The organism is Paenibacillus sp. E194 (assembly GCF_000935845.1).
GTDB lineage: Bacteria > Bacillota > Bacilli > Paenibacillales > Paenibacillaceae > Paenibacillus_B > Paenibacillus_B alvei_B.
Genome location: NZ_JMDX01000039.1, coordinates 15,559 through 33,722, shown reverse-complemented (window position 1 = coordinate 33,722; position 18,164 = coordinate 15,559). Strand labels below are relative to the sequence as shown.

The window sequence follows — 18,164 nt, the reverse complement described above, 5'->3', positions numbered from 1 at the left end:
CCTGGCGAGATTGGCAGTATTATTCGTGACGTACACAATCACGTCCAAGTGAAGCTCGGCATCCATACTCATAATGATTGTGAGCTTGCTGTAGCGAACACACTTGCTGCTGTAGAGGCTGGTGTTACCCAAGTACAGGGCACCATTAACGGATATGGCGAGAGATGCGGCAATGCCAACTTGTGCTCGATCATCCCAACACTTCAATTGAAGATGGGCTATTCTTGTGTTGACGCAGAGCAACTACAATCGTTGACGCCTGCTGCACGCTATATCAGTGAAATTGCCAACGTCACGATGCCTGTGAATCAGCCTTACGTCGGCAATGCAGCCTTCGCCCACAAGGGTGGAATCCACGTGTCCGCAATTATGAAGGATGCCCGTACCTATGAGCATATCGTGCCTGAGCTGGTTGGCAACAAGCAGCGAATTCTCGTCTCAGAACTAGCAGGCCAGAGCAATGTACTATCCAAAGCACAACAATTGGGTTATGAGCTTGACCCTACGAAGCCTGAAACGAGGGCCATTATGGAAAAAATCAAGGAGCTTGAGCATCAGGGATATCAATTCGAAGGTGCTGACGCTTCGTTGGAGCTGTTGTTGCGACAAGCCACAGGTCAAGCCGAAGATCCATTTACATTCGAATCTTTCAAAATACTAGTTGAAAAATCTTCATTACGCTCCGTTGTATCGGAAGCGATTGTGAAGCTGCAAATTGATGACGAGTCGATCTACATGGCTGCAGAAGGCAATGGTCCTGTGAACGCTCTCGACAGCGCATTGCGCAAAGCACTGAGCCGTCACTACCCTTCCATCGCCGACATGCACCTCACCGATTACAAGGTAAGGGTGCTCGATGAGAATAATACCACGGCCGCCAAGGTACGCGTGCTTATCGAATCAACAGACTCGCGCAATACGTGGAGCACGGTTGGCGTCTCCAGCAACGTCATCGAAGCGAGCTGGGAAGCACTTATTGACAGTATTCGTTATGCACTCATCGGTCAAGAGAAAGTCGCTACATCCGCTGAACGCAAAGAACAAGTTGGACTCGTCAATCACTAATAGAATACGATATATCCGGAATATACGAAAACAGCCATAACCCCTTTAACGAAGAGGTTACGGCTGTTTTCATTTTTCGGTTTTTTTATTCCTCTATGACCTGTTGAATCGCTTTCTCTAATTCAGCTGGAGGTCTAATACCATCGTAACGCTGCCGGATTACTCCATTCTTATCCAACAATACATTGGTAGGGAATCCAATTCCGTTATACGCCTTGAAAGCTTTCCCCGTGGTATCCAAGAGCACTGGATTCGTCAACCCATAGGCAGATACGAATTCTTTGGCCCCTTCCTCCGTATCATGAGCGGTCACATTGATCGATACCATCAACAGCTTATCCTTGTATTTATCATGCAGCTTCACCAAATCAGGTGCCTCTGCCTTGCATGGATCGCACCATGAGGCCCAAAAGTTTACAAAAATCGGCTTGTCCTGCTTGCCACCAACTGTAATCGGATTCTGATCGCCAAGCACATCCAGTGATATGGACGGCGCTAACTGCCCTACTTGTCCGCCGATCTTAGTCGGTATGTCATTCATCGAGGCGGTAGTGTCTGACTTATCGTAATTGTTCCATATCGCGATTCCAATGAGCGCAATACTCACTACAAGCAATATTAGACTTTTTTTCATTCTGATTCTCCTTGTTCGCGTCTTGTTCCGTGTTCATATTGTACCCTTTTTCCAGTAAAAATACGATTCCCCACAATAGCTTTTGAGCAAACTTACGTATGCCAACCTAATTATGCGGGCACAGTAACGACGAACTGAAATATGACTACTCGCGAAGGAAAGATGATATATGCCATCCCAACAATCAAGGCCATTATGGATTGAATATGCAGCGTTAGCAACTGTCCCGCTTGTTATGGTATTGGGCAATTCCATGCTCGTGCCCATCCTGCCCGAGGTGAAGCGCAATCTCGGATTAACTTCCCTGCAGACCAGCTTCATCATTACCTTGTTCTCACTGTCTGCCGCCATTATTATCCCGGTCGCTGGATACTTGTCCGATCGCTATGGTCGCAAGAAGATTATCATACCTGGTCTGCTCATCTATGGGATTGCAGGGGTGTTCACCGGCCTTGGCGCGTTGTGGAACTCCTATCCACTGCTCATTAGTTCACGAGCAGTTCAAGGCTTGGGTGCAGCAGGAACTGCACCTATCGCTATGGCTCTCGTAGGGGATTTGTATAAGGATGCAGAAGAGAGTAAAGCCATGGGCTTAATTGAAGCATCGAACGGAGCTGGCAAAGTTATTAGTCCGATTCTTGGCTCTGCGCTTGCTCTCTGGACATGGACCGCTCCTTTTTTTGCATTCCCATGTTTTTGCGCGCTGTCGCTTGTGGCCATTATCTGGCTCATTAAAGAGCCCAAACGCAAAAAGGAGCCAACCCCGCTCAAAACTTATTTGCATAATGTCGGCTCCATATTTAAGAAGATGGGACGGTGGCTCATTCCCGCATTTTTTGCAGGGTCGCTCGCCTTATTCATTTTATTTGGCATTTTGATTTATTTATCCGATATATTAGAGGAAAAGCCGTATTCCATCCAAGGCGTTGTGAAGGGTCTTGTACTGGCAATACCTTTGCTTGGTATTGTGACGACTGCATTTATCACAGGCAGCGTAATCAAGAAGAACGGCATACTTATCCGGCGGATGATGATCATCGGGCTTGTTCTTATGTCTCTGTCACTGGGACTTACCATCATGTTCCATAAGCAGGTCTATTGGTTTATTGCGTTAATTACAATCAGCAGTATAGGTACTGGCATGCTGCTGCCTTGTCTCAATACGATGATTACGGGTAGCGTGGAGAAGGCTGAGCGCGGCATGATTACTTCGCTATACAGCAGCCTGCGATTTTTCGGCGTAGCCCTGGGCCCTCCCCTATTCACTTGGATGATGAGCAAGTCGCATCAGATCATTTTTATTTCGGTGACAGCTCTATCCATCATTGCCCTTGTACTCGTCTGTCTCTTTATTAAGCCAGATGCGAAGGTTCAATGATCATTTCCATCAACCCCTAAATAAAATAAGCGAAGTTTCGGAGCGGACACCATTCTATGGCCGCTCCTTTCTTCCATTTCTCGCTAAGTTGAACCCCGCTTCAGGAAAGGATGTAAATTGTCATATAAATGCCATGTTCAAGCAGGAATTTCAGAACCATAACGTTTGACTGTATGGTTTGCAATCTTGTATCATAGAATGAATAAGTGAGGTGATGACGATGGGGGCTACTAACAAGTTAATACGAATCGGAGAGCTGGCTCGCGCCGCGAATGTAAGTCAACGAACGATTGACTATTACACGACGATAGGCTTGATTGAACCGGTGAAGCGCACAAATACAAACTATCGTCTGTACAGTCATGAAACGATTGAACGAATCGAACGTATTAATCAATTAAAACAAGAAAAGTATAGTCTCGATGAAATCAAGCTTTACTTCTCGCAATTGAACAGCGTGACTGCAGAACGTGAATTGGAAGAACGACTTACCGAATTGCAAATCCATTTGCAAAAGCTCGAACGTGAAGCGAAAGAGCTCAGCCCAATGCTGGATAAGCTCAAACCAACACAAGCGCAGTCATTGTTCAATCGTCTCGCAGCTCAAAGCGCGGCTTGTGTAGAGGTACTGCTCGCATTGATCGATAAGGGCAACAATCACTTTATGATGTAAGTTAGATTGCTGCTTGACCGTACTTTTGATGTTTAGGAGGTTTGTACATGCTATTTTTTCACCCGATGGATTTCTTGATTCTAATCGCTTTTGGGCTCTCAATTTGGGCGCAGTTCCGCGTTAAAGGAACTTTTCAACGCTTTGCTCAAGTGAGAGCAATGAGTGGTCTGACTGGTTACGAAGCAGCGCGCCGCATGCTGGACGCGAATGGCCTGCATGATGTTCCAATCGAGCCTATTCAAGGTGCGCTTACTGACCATTACGACCCGATTAACCGTGTTGTACGTTTGTCCGAGCCCGTATATTATGAGAACTCAATCTCTGCAATCTCAGTGGCATGCCATGAAATCGGCCATGCGATTCAGCATCAGCAGTCCTATCCGATGCTTGTTCTGCGCCATCGCATGTTCCCATTAGTTAATTTCTCATCTGGTATCGCGCCTTTCATGTTGATCGCAGGCTTCCTCTTCCAATGGAGCAATTTGATTCTGTTAGGGATTATTTTCTTCTCTGCAGCGGTATTGTTCCAGCTTGTTACCTTGCCAGTTGAGTTCGATGCAAGCAGACGCGCACGCGATCTGATGATCGCTGAAGGATTCGTAACGAACGAAGAAGAGCGTGGTGTAGCGAAGGTTCTTAACGCAGCGGCATTAACCTACGTTGCAGCAGCTGCCATTTCTGTACTGGAGCTATTGAAGTACATTATGATCTTTACAAATCGCAACGACTAATCTCGAACGTGAGCCAATGATCCAAGAATCGAAGAGCCCCATTCCTATGCGGTTACGCATGGAATGGGGCTCTTCTGTATCGTGACAAGCCTATTTATGATGAGCTAGTAGAAGATGAAGCCGCCGCTGTTTTAGCAAGTTGCTGTAAGTCGTGCTGAGCAAAATATTGAAGTAAAAAGGCATGGAATGTATGCGCGACAAGAGGCAATTTCTCCCCTGCTCGGCGTATGATGCCTATTGTTCTCGTAACTTCCGGCTTTACAACCCGTACTCTGGCAGGCTGCAGCTCAGAAGTATGTTGAAGCGCCATGTCCGGCAATAAACTCACTCCCATACCAGCAGCGACAAGTCCCCTTATTGTCTCAGTCTCCTCACCTTCGAAGCCAATACGCGGCGTAAAGCCCGCTTCGATACAAGCATCCCATACAATGGGACGTAGGGAATACCCTGGACTAAACAGAACAAAAGTATCTTCTTTCAGCTGCGGCAATGTGATTTCTTGTTCATTCGACAACGGGTGATTTGGCGGCAAGATTGCAAACAATTCCTCGGTCAACACAATCTCTCCGGTTACATGCTCACACTCCTTCGGGAAAGGAGAAATGAACGCGAGATCCACTTCGCCGGAAACGATATCCCGGATTAGTGACGGATACATGCCTTGCTTGAAACGAAACTTCACATTCGGATGACGCTTGCGGAATTCTGCTACGATGCTAGGAATGAGATGCACACCTAGACTATGCGGGAACCCAATCCGAACTTCTCCCAACTCTGGATCCATAAACTCTTGCACTTCTTGAATCGATCGCTCAAGATCCTTCAAGATCTCCTCCGCCCGCTTGCAGAACAATTGACCAACAGGTGTTAACTGAAGGTTCCGTCCCTTCTGAAGGAACAACTTAACACCTAGTTCTTCCTCGAGTTGATGGATTTGCCGGCTGACGGCGGATTGCGCCACATGCAGTTCTTCAGCAGCTTGCGTGACATGCTCTTTTTGCGCCACTTTCACAAAGTAGTGCAATTGCCTAAGTTCCACGACTTCTCGCTCCGTTCTGTCAATTATGCTATTTCATCAATATCATTTTCTAACTGCAATTCAAGAGGAGTGCATCACTACTCTCTGGACAAGAGCTGCATGGTATGCAAGCTCTGCTCACCGGATAAGCCGTAATACACCATACACGACAAATCCAGCGGCTAAGCCACCCAAATGGGCACTCCAGCTGATGCCTTGAATGACAAAGGATTGAACAATACCAATCCCTAATATAATAAGCAATGTTCGACGGGATGCCTCATCAAGTGTCTGGCGCCGGAACAGAGCAATAAACAAATAGGCTCCGTAAATGCCGTATATTGCACCTGACGCTCCAACCGCAAGCGTCCCCCATTCCGATAGCCACAGTGCAGCTGTATTTCCTAGCAATCCACTTATGACATACAGGACGGCATACTTGAACGATCCCATCATCTGTTCGAGCGGCGGTGCAAAGACAAATAAGGCGAACATATTAAACAGCAAATGCTCAAACCCACCATGCAGGAACATGGCAGCGGCAATGCGCCATGTCTCCTTATTGAAAGGCTCTATCTTCCAGATAGCCCCATGTCGAAATAGATTTTCACCATTTGTACCACCACTAGCCATCAGCACGATAAACATCACGATATTAGCGATAATAAGCAGCGTTGTAATCGGGTAGCTTTTGACATAGGTGCGCCAATTTTCGTACCGAATAAAAATCATCGAGTCACTCCTCACTTTCACCTGCCAGTTCACATCCATCGGCGTACTTGCCCCAACCATGTAATCGGCTACTCGGAATCATTCTCAATCGTGTAGCGAATTCATCACGAAGCGACATTGGACAACCTTATGTGCAAACCGTATAATGGACAATAGGTTTACCAATTATGTGCATGATATGTAAGAAGGAGGCTACCAACCATGTCCGCAGAACGTACAGGTGTGGCAACATTAAAAGGAAATCCTATCACATTGATCGGCCCTGAACTTAAAGTAGGCGATAAAGCGCCTGAATTCCAATTGAATAAATCGCTTGTCGATGTAGTTGGGCTTGAACAATTCGCTGGTAAAGTAAAATTGATCAGTGTAATCCCATCCATCGATACAGGTGTATGCGATGCGCAGACGCGCCGCTTTAACGAGGAAGCTTCCAATCTTGGCGACAAAGCCGCAATTATTACCGTTAGTGTTGACCTCCCAATGGCACAAGCTCGCTGGTGCGGAGCAGCCGGTGTAGACAATGTCGTCATGCTGTCTGACTACAAGGACAACAACTTCGGCAAATCTTACGGTGTGCTGATTAAGGAATTACACCTCGATATGCGTTCCATCTTCGTAGTGGATGCCGATAATACGATCCGATATGTTGAATATGTTAGCGAGATGACAGAGCACCCTAGTTATGAGCAAGCATTGGCAGCTGTCCAAGCGCTTCTGTAACCCGCAACACAAATCAACTAGAGTAAAAGCGAGAGAAGAGTAAAGGCTCCTCTCTCGCTTCATGATCCTACCAACGAGTATTCATATATCACCCTACGGAGCCCGCTACTACCTTCACTTCCGCTCATTAGCTATTCATTTTGTAAGATGCCAACTTCTTGTCCAATATGGCATACAAATCAAGAATAACTCGATAGTTCGCTCCAAAATCACCAAGTCCACCGCGAGACGCGGAATAGATATCAATTGCGGTCTTGTTCGGTCCTACGTTAATGACAGATACGGTTATATCCATCGTCCGCCCCGTCATTGTTCTCTTCTCTAGCGTAATCTCGCCTACAGAAGACACCTCATGCAACACTTTGTACCCTTGAATTTTCTTTAGTGTGGATGTAACTTCTCCCCAAGCTTTCTCTCGGGACATTTGATAATAATGCGTTTTCAATTTAGGGTCCTTTGCACGATCGCCGCTCGATTCAAAACTGCGAACGATACCGACCAGTACACGTTTGAGTGACAAGAGTGTGTTCCTCCTTTTTCTAGACAGCCGATGCTCACTTATCTATAGTGTAACATTGTTCGTAAGGATACGAAAGAGGATTTACATAGAAAAAGAAAACACCTCCTCTCATGAAGTCATTCATGAAAGAAGGTGATTCGTTAGAAAGAAAACCCGCCTATGCCGTTCAGCTCCTATGCTTCTGAACCCGCTCTCGCAGGTGGGTGCTCGCATAAGTACGTTTGACTTCCCTTCGGAGAGGGCTTGCCAGCGATACTTAGATATTGAACTCCCTAGAAACAAACATTGGTTCAAAACAACGTAAGCCTACACGTACATCGCAGGATGTATTGTTTATTATACTGTGTTGTTCACGTATTGTAAACCTTGCGCCTTGCGTATTTCTTACCATTCAGTAGCGGATAAACTCTTAAAAATCTACCCAAACATTCTAGTTCATCCGTTAGGATCAACATCATATCACATTTCTTCAAAGCAATGCAAGTTCTAGTTCTCTTACTGCTTGTTAGTCGAGTTCCCCGCTTGTTCTCCATCCAATTGCGCAGCCTCTGATGTCTCGCCGTTCTCTGTATCAGCCGCTTCTTCACCTTCACCTTCACCTTCACCTTCACCTTCCTGAGCAGCCACCATGCGCTGGTACTTGTCCTGAATCTTCGTGAAGGCGTTATTGAAGTTGAAATAAGATAAGTATGCGATAAGTGACCCTGTGAAGAAGAACAATAGAACTGGCCATTTCGTAAAGCTAAAGTATAAAATGATGCAGCTCAACACAATCGTTACGATACTGCTAACAGGAGTGAAAATCGTTAACAGCACACTGTTCTTCATAATATGTGTTGTTTTTGCTTGTAAATGTGCAACCATCGAGAAGAAGTTAAACAATGAAACGAACAGCAATATCAGCAAACCTAGCATTGCATACCCGATAAACTGCATAGACTTCAACTCAGTCATATACACGTAATAGTCGATATACATAATAACGAACAGCAGCGTGTAAAAGATACCGCCTACCATCGCCTGCTTATAATTGTCTTTGTATGATTTGAAAAATGTACGCAGGAGCTTAACATCCGTGTCCCCCATGATCCACTTCCGCGCAACGGAGAACATCGCAGCTGTCGCTGGGAACAATGTAAACGGTGCCACAAGTCCCATCGCCCAATTCATCGTAATGGATTCATTGATAAAGTTCTGCTGATCAACCATCAGCTTCATGAATAAAAAGATAAAAAAAGGTGACGAACAGATAAGCCACAATATGTTCGTGACCGAAAAACGCATGATCCATTCTGAAATGCGGTAAAAGCCGCCCATAATCCCTCGAAATTCCAAAGGTCATTCCCCCTCATCATCCTGTCTCTACTACTATAATACAAATTGCTACCTTAGTGCCAGTGCCTATTTTGTTTCCAATTAGGTTCGTGTCCACAGCGAGAAAAGTATTTCCGCATAGGATATTAATGTGACAACACCAAACATCGCAGTTTTAAAGGAGGTTCCCGTATGGGGCAATTAGGTTTTGGAGGTAGCTGTGGAGGTTTTGGTTTTACTTCCACAGGGGTGATTCTTGTCTTGTTTATTTTGTTAGTTATTATAAGTCGCTCTTTTATCTAATGAACTGTTGCGGCAAGCCAGATTCACGCTAATCATCCTTGACAAACAAAAGAGACCGCTCCAACTGGGGCGGTCTCTATGATCAACGGAAGACATTCATCATTCGAATGTGCCTCGTCCTACTCGTCGCGCTTATTACGGTTCTCGTCGTTGTTAAAACGTCTTGGGCGGCGATCGCCACCACCACCGTTGTTGTTGCGGTCGCGGGAATCGCTGCGGCCATAACGCTCGCCACGTCCGTCGCGGTTGTACCCGCCACGGTTGCCATCACGTCCACCATCACGTCCACCATCGCGTCCTCCACGAGAGTCACGTCCGCCACTGGAACGACCATTGCGGTTGTAAGGTGCAGACATCTTGCGTCCACTAGAACGAAGGTCTGGCTTGCGACGCTTCGCACGGATTGGATCTTCAGGAGTCAAGTTGATAGAAACTTCCTTCTTATCACCTGTCAGCATCTTGAATGCAGCAGACAACAATTGTACGGAGTCGTATTGCTCCAGCAATTCAATAGCAATGCCTTTGTATTCATTTAGCTCGCCATCCTTAAGCACATCAAGAATGCGATCTGCAACAATGCGCTGCTTCCCTTCTATCGCTTCTGCAAGGCTAGGAATCGGCTTGCGCGGAATGCGATGACGAGTTACACGCTCGATGAAGTGCAAATGGTCAATTTCACGAGGCGTCACGAAAGACCATGCGCTGCCTTCTTTACCAGCACGGCCCGTACGACCGATACGGTGTACATAAGATTCTGGATCTTGCGGCAAGTCAAAGTTAATTACATGTGTTACACCAGAAACATCCAAACCACGTGCAGCTACGTCAGTCGCAACGAGAACATCAATGCTGCCGTCACGGAACTTGCGCATAACCGTATCACGTTGGTTTTGGGACAAATCGCCATGCAAACCATCTGCTGAATAACCACGCTTCTGCAATGCTTCAGACAATTCGTCTACACGACGCTTCGTACGGCCGAATACAATCGCAAGCTCCGGGGATTCCATATCGAGCAAGCGGCTCAATGCATCGAACTTCACACGTTCAGGAACTTCAATGTATGCTTGTTCAATGAGTGGAGCACTCACATGCTTAGGCATAACCGATACATGTTCTGGCTCGCGAAGGAATTGATTAGCAAGCTTTTGGATGTTCGGTGGCATCGTTGCGGAGAAAAGCATTGTCTGGCGTTGTTCAGGTACAAGGCTCAAGATGGAAGTGATATCTTCCATGAAGCCCATATCCAGCATTTCATCTGCTTCATCCAATACAACTGTTGCAACATCATCGAGACGAATTGTCTTACGGTTGATGTGGTCAAGCAAACGACCTGGTGTACCGATAATAATTTGTGGGTGCTTTTTCAAAGCACGAATTTGTCGGCCAATATCTTGTCCGCCATAAATCGGCAATGAACGGACGCCTTTGAAACGAGTCAGTTTGCCGATTTCTTCAGCAACTTGGATCGCCAATTCGCGCGTTGGTGTCATAATCAGAGCCTTTACACGTTCTTCAGTTGGGTCAATCTTCGAGATCAACGGGATACCGAAAGCCGCCGTCTTCCCCGTACCCGTCTGCGCTTGTCCGATAAGGTCTCGTCCGGTCATCGCTACAGGTATCGCTTTCTCTTGAATTGGAGTCGATTCTTCGAACCCTAATTCCGTTATCGCTTGAAGCACTTTCGGCTCCAAGCCAAATTCTGCAAATGTCTTCAAAATATTCATACTCCTTCATTGTGGACAATCCACAGCCTTATCTGTATTCTTAAGTAGCGCGACAATGGTGACGAATGGCACTTTCAGTCAACCGTCTTCTCATATACAATGCGGAGGGACACTCTTATTGTGTAGCGTGAACTCCGCGTCAAATTCATGTACATCGTTGGTAACTAAAGCCTACTCAAGAATATCCAGAATATTATAACACAAAAATATTGAAGAATACCAGATCCGAACTAACTAATACTACGTTTTGAGGTGACATTGCTTGAAACGAATTTTTGATTTCATCATGTTAATTGCCGGGGCAGCGCTCATCGCTGCATCATTTAATTTGTTCTTAATGCCCCACCATTTGCTTAGTGGCGGCGTATCTGGATTATCGCTCGTAACGAATTACTTGACTCATTGGAATCCGAGCATTTTATATTTCGCCTATAATTTACCGCTAATCATATGGGGCTGGTTCGTGCTTGGCAAACGCTTTATTGGATATAGTTTACTAAGTGTCGTCGCGACAACTTACTTCATATCCGTCTTCCCAGTTAAAGCTGTTGCCAACGAATCGCTTTTATCTGCTGTATTTGGGGGCACACTAGTAGGTATCGGAAGCGGGATATCCCTACGAGTAGGCGGCTCATCAGGTGGATTTGACATTATCGGTTCAATTGTAACCAGATATCGCGACTTCTCAATCTCGAACATTCTGGTTGGAATGAACGCGGCTGTTATTGTAACCCATGGATATTTATCGAATGAGTGGGAACTGGCGCTTTACTCCATGGTCTCCATATTCACGACCGGCAAAGTAATCGGCACCATCTATATTAACCACTACAAGGTAACGGTGTTCATTATTACGAGGAACAAGGAAGCACTTATTAACAAGCTGCTGGTCTTGCCGCATGGAGTTACCGTTATAAAAACCACAGGTGCATTTACCGATATTGAGAAAGACATGTTGATGACCGTTACTACACGTTATGAATTGACCGAGTTAAAACGTGTTATTCGTGAAAATGACCCTAAGGCTTTTGTAAATATTGTGGAGACTGCTGGTGTCATCGGGAATTTCCGAAGGCCGAAAAATAGGTAAGCCGCTCGGTTGCCAGACGTACATATGAATCGTTGTCAGCGATATAAGAAAGACCCGTCCAAGTAAATGGACGGGCGTTTCTTATGCGAATTAAAATTATAATTACATCGGAATGACTCGGATGCTCTACGCTGGATATGGACATGCTATGCGAATGCGCATCGTTTATTGCCTATAGAGTCATCTCTTGCTTATACTTCTCGACTTCAGATGGAGAAGCGAACACATAATGCTCCGGTGTTATTTCAACTAAGCTTGGACTCTCGACATCATAGTTATGAATACTCGGACTATAATATATTCGTTGGCGATTCCGCTCGTAGTGCGGATCTGGATGAGGAATGGCTGACAGCAGGGATTTCGTATACGGGTGAATCGGTTGCCGATATAAATCATCAGCCTTGGCCAACTCCACAATCTTCCCATTATACATAACGCCAATCCGATCTGAGAAGTATTTAACGACAGACAGGTCATGGGCAATGAACAAAATAGTAAGCCCAAGCTTCTTCCGAAGCCGATTGAGCAAATTCAACACCTGTGCCTGAATCGATACATCAAGCGCGGATATCGGTTCGTCTGCAATGACAAGATCGGGACTCGTAATTAACGCTCTCGCAATTCCAATCCGCTGCCTCTGCCCTCCTGAGAACTCATGCGGATAACGACTCGCGTGTTCCCGGGTCAATCCTACCGTCTCCAGAATGTCATAGACCATATCCATCATTTCTTTTTCATTATTGCAAAGCTTATTGATTTTCAGACCCTCCCCGATAATCTCCTTTACCGTCATGCGTGGGTTTAAAGAGGCAATCGGATCCTGGAAAATCATCTGCATGCCGCGGGTCATTTCTTTCCTGAGCTCCTTAGTCAGCGGGCCTGATATAAGCGAACCATTGAAATAAATTTCGCCGCTCGTCGGTTCATATAGGCGAATGATCGTTCTGCCCGTTGTCGTTTTGCCGCAGCCAGATTCGCCGACAAGTCCGAACGTCTCGCCGCGATAGACCGTGAAGCTGATATCATCGACGGCTTTGACCACTGTTTTTTCCTTCCGATGCCGCTGCTGAAATATTGCTTTAAATGCTTGACCTCCAGCACCGAATCGCGAGTTGCATTCGTCATCTTATCGCACCAGCCTTCCCGTTTGCTGCTCAATTCGTTTCTTCAATACATCCGGAAGCTCCACCTTCGGCGCATTCGGATGGAGAAGCCACGTCGCGGCATAATGCGTGTCGCTTATTCTGTACATCGGCGGTTCTTCTTCAAAGTCAATATGCATCGCATATCGGTTGCGTGGAGCAAAGGCATCTCCTTTAGGCGGATGCAGCATATTGGGAGGCGTTCCTGGTATGACTAGCAATTCGTCGGATGCGCTCGTACCCAGATCAGGCATGGATACGAGTAAGCTCCATGTATACGGATGCTTAGGATTGTAGAAAATCTCATCAACCGTTCCATGCTCGACGATTTTGCCCGCATACATCACGGCCACGCGATCCGCGACGTTTGCAACCACCCCAAGATCGTGCGTAATGAATATGACGGACAACTTCCGTTCCTTCTGAATCTCCTTAATCAGATCGATAATTTGCGCCTGAATCGTAACATCAAGCGCCGTCGTCGGCTCGTCGCATATCAGTACTTCCGGGTCACATGCAAGGGCGATCGCGATGACGATACGTTGACGCATTCCGCCAGAGAACTGAAACGGATATTGATGGAATCGCTTCTCCGCATTCGGAATGCCTACTGCTTCCATCAGCTCCAGCGCTTTGGCTTTGGCCTCCGCTTTGCTAAGCTTCTGTGAACGAAGCGCCTCCATAATCTGTTTGCCAATCTTCATTACCGGATTTAGAGACGAGAGCGGATCCTGAAAGATCATGGCAATTTTAGAGCCGCGAATTTCGGTAAACTGTTTCTCCGTATATTTCGTCACATCTTGCCCATGATACTTGATACTGCCACGTTCAATAACGGCATTTTTAGATAATATCCCGACGATCGCTTTGTTCGTCACGGATTTCCCCGAGCCTGATTCACCGACGATAGCCAGCGTCTCACCTTTACGCAATTCAAAGTCGACCCCGCGCACGGCCTGCACCTTTCCCGCAAACGTCTTGAACGAGATATGCAGATCATTTACTTGAAGAATCATATCGTTGTGTGTCGTCATCTTAGCTCCCCCCGCTATTCGCTATTATTCTTGGCCTCTCAAAGTCGGATCAAATGCATCCCGCAAGCCGTTGCCGAACATATTGAAAGACAACATCAAGAGCGAGATAATAATGGCAGGAAATAGCGTCAAGTGAGGATGCTCGAGCAGCACTTTCTGACCTTCTGACAACAAGCTGCCAATGGAAGGTTCGGGAGCAGCGATACCGAGTCCCAAATAAGAGAGAAATGCCTCTGTAAAAATAGCCCCTGGAATCGCGAGCGTCGCTTGCGTAATGATCGGACCGATTGCGTTCGGCATAATGTGCCGGAATATCAATAGACGATCCCGCGCTCCCATCGTACGGGATGCCAATACATATTCTTGACCTTTATATTTATAGAACTGTGCCCGAATCATGCGGCTCATGCCAATCCAGCCCGTAATCACCATCGCTAATATTAATGGACTTATACCTGCACCCATGAGCATGACAAATAGAATTACGACGACTAAGCCGGGTATTCCATTCAAAATCTCAATAATCCGCTGCATAATCATATCGACCGCTCCGCCATAATACCCGGAAATCGACCCATATGTAAGACCGATCAGCATATTGATGGTCACGGCCATAAACCCGATAATCAACGAGATTCGGGTACCCTTCCATAATCGCGTCCATTGATCGCGCCCCAATGCATCTGTACCCATCCAGAAATATTTATCTTTCGCCTCTTTTAACTGATACATATCAACTTTCGCTTGCACCATTGGAATTTTGTTGCCGCGGTAGTCAACTTCAAATTCTTTAAGCACTTTTACAATCGAGCCTTTATATTTTTCTTCCAAACTCGTTTTTTTCACGTCCATCACTTTCGTTCCATCCCAAATCCCCAGCTTCTCCAGCACCGGGACGCGCGGAGGAAGCAAGTTCCAATCAAGATGCTGTTCCCGGTAAGTGTATGAACTGATCATCGGAGCAATGATTGCAAGCAAAATGATAATTCCAATCACGATCGCCGCGATGGTAGAAGCTTTGTTCCTGCGGAATCGCAGCATCGCATCCTGAAAAAATCCAATTGCCTTGCCTTCGAATTTCTCATCCGCGATAGGCTTGTCCCGCTGAACGAATTCGAATGGGTTCGGTTCCATGTTGGGCTCCGTATTCTGACTCGTCTTCATTACTTCTTCCCTCCCATTCGAATTCGCGGGTCAATAATTCCGTATGATAAATCCACGATCAAGATGCTGATCAGAGCGATTATAGAATAGAAGAACATAACAGCAATCGTTACCGGATGATCCAAAGAATTGATGGAGTTCAAAGACAGAGAACCAAGACCAGGCACGCTGAAAATATTCTCGATTACGATCGCTCCCGACATTATGGCCAAAATCATCGGAATAAGAATATTCGACAACGGGATGAACGAATTACGAATCGCGTGACGCATGGTGGCCTGCATATGCGATAGGCCTTTCATTCTTGCCAACAGCATATAATCCGAATTAAGCGTTTCGCATAATTCGGCACGCAAATACCGAGTAATGATCGCAATTTCGCCAAAGGACAACGCCAGCACAGGCAAAATCATCGATTTTAACTTATCCCAAGTTATCCCTTGATCCGTCGACAGCAGAATCGGCAGCAGATCCCATTTGAAAGCCACCACGTATTGCAGCAGAGCTGCAAATACGAAGGAGGGCACCGAAATAAACAACACGACCATTATGTTGATCCCATGATCGGTCATCGTATTCTTTTTCAATGCCGCTATTATTCCGCACATAATACCGATCGGCAGAGTAAATAGAAGCGCCATAATATTTAATTGAATCGTGATCGGGAGCTTATCCTTAATAATATTGAAGACCGGAACCTTCGGCTGTACTTTTAGCGAATCTCCGAAATCGAAAGTAAGGAAATCCCCAAGGAAATATACGTATTGTACAACAAGCGGCTTATCCAAATGATATTTGGCTTCAACCCGTTCCCGAATATCAGCAGGCAGCAATGGATCGTCCACGATACTGCCCGGCATGGCATGAATTAAAAAGAACAACAGGCTAATGATAAGAAATAGAGTAATAACCATGGCAATGAATCTTTGCGATATGTATCGTAACATGAGCCTGGAACTCCTTTTCCGCAAGGTAGGAGACCTTGCGTCGCCGCAAGGCCTCCTCTTTTCTGGTATTAGTCGACAATGTCTGCTTGCAGGATAGCAAACCTAACTTCAGGGAAATATTTCCCTTTTGTAGCCAAATGAATACGATCTAGATAGATGACAGCATTATTGTTTTGGAAGACTGGAATTTGCGGCACGTAATCGGCCAGCATCTTCTCCATCTCCCCTAATGCCTTCAATCGTTCCTCTGGCTTCAGCAGCAAATCGCCTGTCGTAGTCCGCTTCTGCAGTGCGTCGAACGCGTCGCTGCTAAATCTATGGTTGCGGTTCGGGAAGTCCTTCGTCCACACCTTCATGCTGCCCCACGGGTTGAACGCATTTTGCGTCATGGAGCCGATACCCAACTCGTATTTTCCTTCTTTGTAAGCGTCGTAAGCTGATCTCGGCGGCATCGCTCTGAGCTTAACAGCAAACTTATCCTTGCCGAACAAATTTTCGTACATTTCTTGCGTAACTTCTGCCGTGCGCTTCATCGTTTCCTGAGCATCGAAGTAGGTGACTTCAACCGTGATCTTCTTGTTGCCGTTCGCCTGATACGCCTTTTCGAAATATTCCTTCGCTTTATCTGGCTCGTAGCCCGTTCCTGGAGCTACGGCTAGCTTCCCTTCTTCGGAATCGCGATATCGCTTGCCTTCTGTATAGTCTCCAACTACACATATCGTAGAAATAAAATACGGTGCTGATTTAAACGTTTTGAAAATGCCTTTGGTAATTTTATCGCGATCGAGACCATAGTACAGCGCTTTGCGGAAATCATTGTTTTTCAAAATCGGGTTACTGTCCGATTCAGAGTTTACATAGAAGCCCCATACCCCGTCAGCTTCTGTGTAGACGACTCGCGGATCCTCGCCGTATTTGTCGAATTGTTCGCCGCTAATTGATACCGAGTCAATTTCGCCCTTTTCCCACAATTGAACACGAGTCGAGCTTTCCGTGACAACACGCGTTTCGATGCGGTCAGGCTTATAAATTGCCACTAATGGCGAATCCGGGTTCTTTTCAAACGTATGATGCTGGTCGCGCACCCACTCCGTTAATCGATACGTTCCAGAAGAAGGAACCTGTTCTACCGTTGTTCCGTAAGTCGTTTCCGTTCGATCAGCCTTCATGCCGCCCTCATACAGCTTCTCGTGAACGGGAGAAGTCGCCCCTCCGTTCGCAAAGGCACCATAGATGTCGATTTCCGGCATCTCAGATTCCAGCGTAATTTCGAACGTGGAGTCATCTTTTGCTTTAATTCCGACATCTTCCCATTTGGCTTCGCCCTTAAAATATTTGTTAGCGTTTACAATAGGAATATCGTCAAATAATATGTAAGAGTTCTTATTGGCCAGCTTTGGATCAAGCAGCATTTTATAGGAATATTCATAAGTTTTCGCATTAATCGGCGTGCCGTCCGTCCACTTCAATCCTTCCTTCAGCTTGAACGTCCATACTTTATTATCCGTTGTCGTTGGTAGATCAACCGCATGATTGCCAACAAATTTTATATTGTCCGTTGGTTCGTCATAAATAATCTCCAATAAGTTCCCGTAAATATATTTCATCATATCTGCGGTTTCGGCACTGTTGTACGTATGCTGATTGAACGTATCCGCAGACATCGTAGCAAGCCGTAATACCTTCGGCTTATCGCTCGCTGCGCCTTTCTGCTCGGTCGCAACCTTACCTTCATTCTCCTTGCTCCCCTGATTCTCTTGTCCGGCATTCCCGCTCCCGCTCGTGCAACCCGCGAACGTAAGCATCATCATGATAGCCAAAACAACCAAGAACGGTTTTTTTGGCAGCTTCATACAATCCCCTCCTGATTTTCTCACTTTTTTTCAATTCATGTATGTAAAATATGTGGGTAACAAAGGAAATAGAATGTTGGGTCGATTATGCCAACAAAATTGACACCTTGTGAAATAAT

The 18,164-nt window shown here is 46.0% G+C and carries 17 protein-coding genes, 1 other RNA gene and 1 pseudogene; 7 read left to right on the top strand and 12 right to left on the bottom strand.

Features of this window, described 5'->3' with window-relative positions; translation table 11 throughout:
• The coding region (gene cimA, locus AZ66_RS07970; protein WP_044354346.1) for a citramalate synthase at positions 1-1,065 on the top strand (1,065 nt) is incomplete at its 5' end.
• An 85-nt stretch (positions 1,066-1,150) separates the two neighbouring features.
• On the opposite strand, the gene AZ66_RS07965 is transcribed toward cimA, so the two are convergent.
• The gene (locus AZ66_RS07965; protein ID WP_044354345.1) at positions 1,151-1,699 is read right to left on the bottom strand and encodes a TlpA family protein disulfide reductase; all 549 of its coding nucleotides are present in this window, start codon (positions 1,697-1,699) and stop codon (positions 1,151-1,153) included.
• Between the two features lie 169 nt (positions 1,700-1,868).
• On the opposite strand from AZ66_RS07965, the gene AZ66_RS07960 reads away from it, so the two are divergent.
• The 3 genes from AZ66_RS07960 to AZ66_RS07950 all read left to right on the top strand — a co-directional run bounded on the left by AZ66_RS07960 (position 1,869) and on the right by AZ66_RS07950 (position 4,481).
• On the top strand, positions 1,869-3,077 hold the full coding sequence (locus AZ66_RS07960) for an MFS transporter (RefSeq protein ID WP_044354344.1): 1,209 nt from the start codon (positions 1,869-1,871) through the stop codon (positions 3,075-3,077).
• A 220-nt stretch (positions 3,078-3,297) separates the two neighbouring features.
• Entirely contained in the window at positions 3,298-3,750 is a 453-nt protein-coding gene (locus tag AZ66_RS07955) for a helix-turn-helix domain-containing protein (protein ID WP_044354343.1), read from the top strand.
• A gap of 47 nt (positions 3,751-3,797) precedes the next feature.
• Positions 3,798-4,481: a zinc metallopeptidase gene (locus AZ66_RS07950; RefSeq protein WP_021253222.1), complete on the top strand. Its 684-nt coding sequence runs from the start codon at positions 3,798-3,800 to the stop codon at positions 4,479-4,481.
• Between the two features lie 94 nt (positions 4,482-4,575).
• On the opposite strand, the gene AZ66_RS07945 is transcribed toward AZ66_RS07950, so the two are convergent.
• Both AZ66_RS07945 and AZ66_RS07940 read right to left on the bottom strand, forming a co-directional pair.
• Complete coding sequence (locus AZ66_RS07945) at positions 4,576-5,520, bottom strand: LysR family transcriptional regulator (protein WP_021260102.1); 945 nt, start codon at positions 5,518-5,520, stop codon at positions 4,576-4,578.
• A gap of 117 nt (positions 5,521-5,637) precedes the next feature.
• Positions 5,638-6,231, bottom strand: a complete 594-nt coding sequence (locus AZ66_RS07940) for a rhomboid family intramembrane serine protease (RefSeq protein ID WP_044354342.1) — start codon at positions 6,229-6,231, stop codon at positions 5,638-5,640.
• Positions 6,232-6,432: 201 nt separating this feature from the next.
• On the opposite strand from AZ66_RS07940, the gene tpx reads away from it, so the two are divergent.
• On the top strand, positions 6,433-6,951 hold the full coding sequence (gene tpx / locus AZ66_RS07935) for a thiol peroxidase (protein ID WP_044354340.1): 519 nt from the start codon (positions 6,433-6,435) through the stop codon (positions 6,949-6,951).
• A 127-nt stretch (positions 6,952-7,078) separates the two neighbouring features.
• Here the strand turns inward: tpx and AZ66_RS07930 are convergent, their stop codons facing one another.
• The 3 genes from AZ66_RS07930 to AZ66_RS07925 form a co-directional block, all read right to left on the bottom strand.
• Entirely contained in the window at positions 7,079-7,471 is a 393-nt protein-coding gene (locus AZ66_RS07930) for a DUF1499 domain-containing protein (protein WP_005546086.1), read from the bottom strand.
• 146 nt (positions 7,472-7,617) lie between these two features.
• Positions 7,618-7,800, bottom strand: a non-coding RNA gene (ssrS, locus tag AZ66_RS30460) — 6S RNA.
• 166 nt (positions 7,801-7,966) lie between these two features.
• Entirely contained in the window at positions 7,967-8,806 is an 840-nt protein-coding gene (locus AZ66_RS07925) for a YesL family protein (RefSeq protein ID WP_044354339.1), read from the bottom strand.
• 171 nt (positions 8,807-8,977) lie between these two features.
• Between AZ66_RS07925 and AZ66_RS30455 the strand changes: the two genes are divergently transcribed.
• Entirely contained in the window at positions 8,978-9,088 is a 111-nt protein-coding gene (locus AZ66_RS30455; protein ID WP_081676285.1) for a sporulation protein YjcZ, read from the top strand.
• A gap of 119 nt (positions 9,089-9,207) precedes the next feature.
• Here AZ66_RS30455 and AZ66_RS07920 read toward each other — a convergent pair whose 3' ends face one another.
• Entirely contained in the window at positions 9,208-10,806 is a 1,599-nt protein-coding gene (locus tag AZ66_RS07920) for a DEAD/DEAH box helicase (protein ID WP_044354338.1), read from the bottom strand.
• Positions 10,807-11,101: 295 nt separating this feature from the next.
• Here AZ66_RS07920 and AZ66_RS07915 point away from each other — a divergent pair, with 295 nt between their 5' ends.
• Entirely contained in the window at positions 11,102-11,905 is an 804-nt protein-coding gene (locus tag AZ66_RS07915; RefSeq protein WP_044354349.1) for a YitT family protein, read from the top strand.
• Between the two features lie 172 nt (positions 11,906-12,077).
• On the opposite strand, the pseudogene AZ66_RS07910 reads toward AZ66_RS07915, so the two are convergent.
• From AZ66_RS07910 to AZ66_RS07890, 5 genes and pseudogenes are all read right to left on the bottom strand, one after another.
• A pseudogene (locus AZ66_RS07910) lies at positions 12,078-13,030 on the bottom strand (ABC transporter ATP-binding protein).
• A 1-nt stretch (position 13,031) separates the two neighbouring features.
• Positions 13,032-14,081: an ABC transporter ATP-binding protein gene (locus tag AZ66_RS07905; protein WP_044354336.1), complete on the bottom strand. Its 1,050-nt coding sequence runs from the start codon at positions 14,079-14,081 to the stop codon at positions 13,032-13,034.
• Between the two features lie 24 nt (positions 14,082-14,105).
• Positions 14,106-15,245: an ABC transporter permease gene (locus tag AZ66_RS07900; protein ID WP_044354334.1), complete on the bottom strand. Its 1,140-nt coding sequence runs from the start codon at positions 15,243-15,245 to the stop codon at positions 14,106-14,108.
• Positions 15,245-16,192: an ABC transporter permease gene (locus AZ66_RS07895; RefSeq protein WP_044354333.1), complete on the bottom strand. Its 948-nt coding sequence runs from the start codon at positions 16,190-16,192 to the stop codon at positions 15,245-15,247. The genes AZ66_RS07900 and AZ66_RS07895 overlap by 1 nt, the downstream gene beginning before the upstream one ends.
• A gap of 68 nt (positions 16,193-16,260) precedes the next feature.
• Entirely contained in the window at positions 16,261-18,045 is a 1,785-nt protein-coding gene (locus tag AZ66_RS07890) for a peptide ABC transporter substrate-binding protein (RefSeq protein ID WP_044354331.1), read from the bottom strand.
• Between the last annotated feature and the right edge of the window lie 119 nt (positions 18,046-18,164).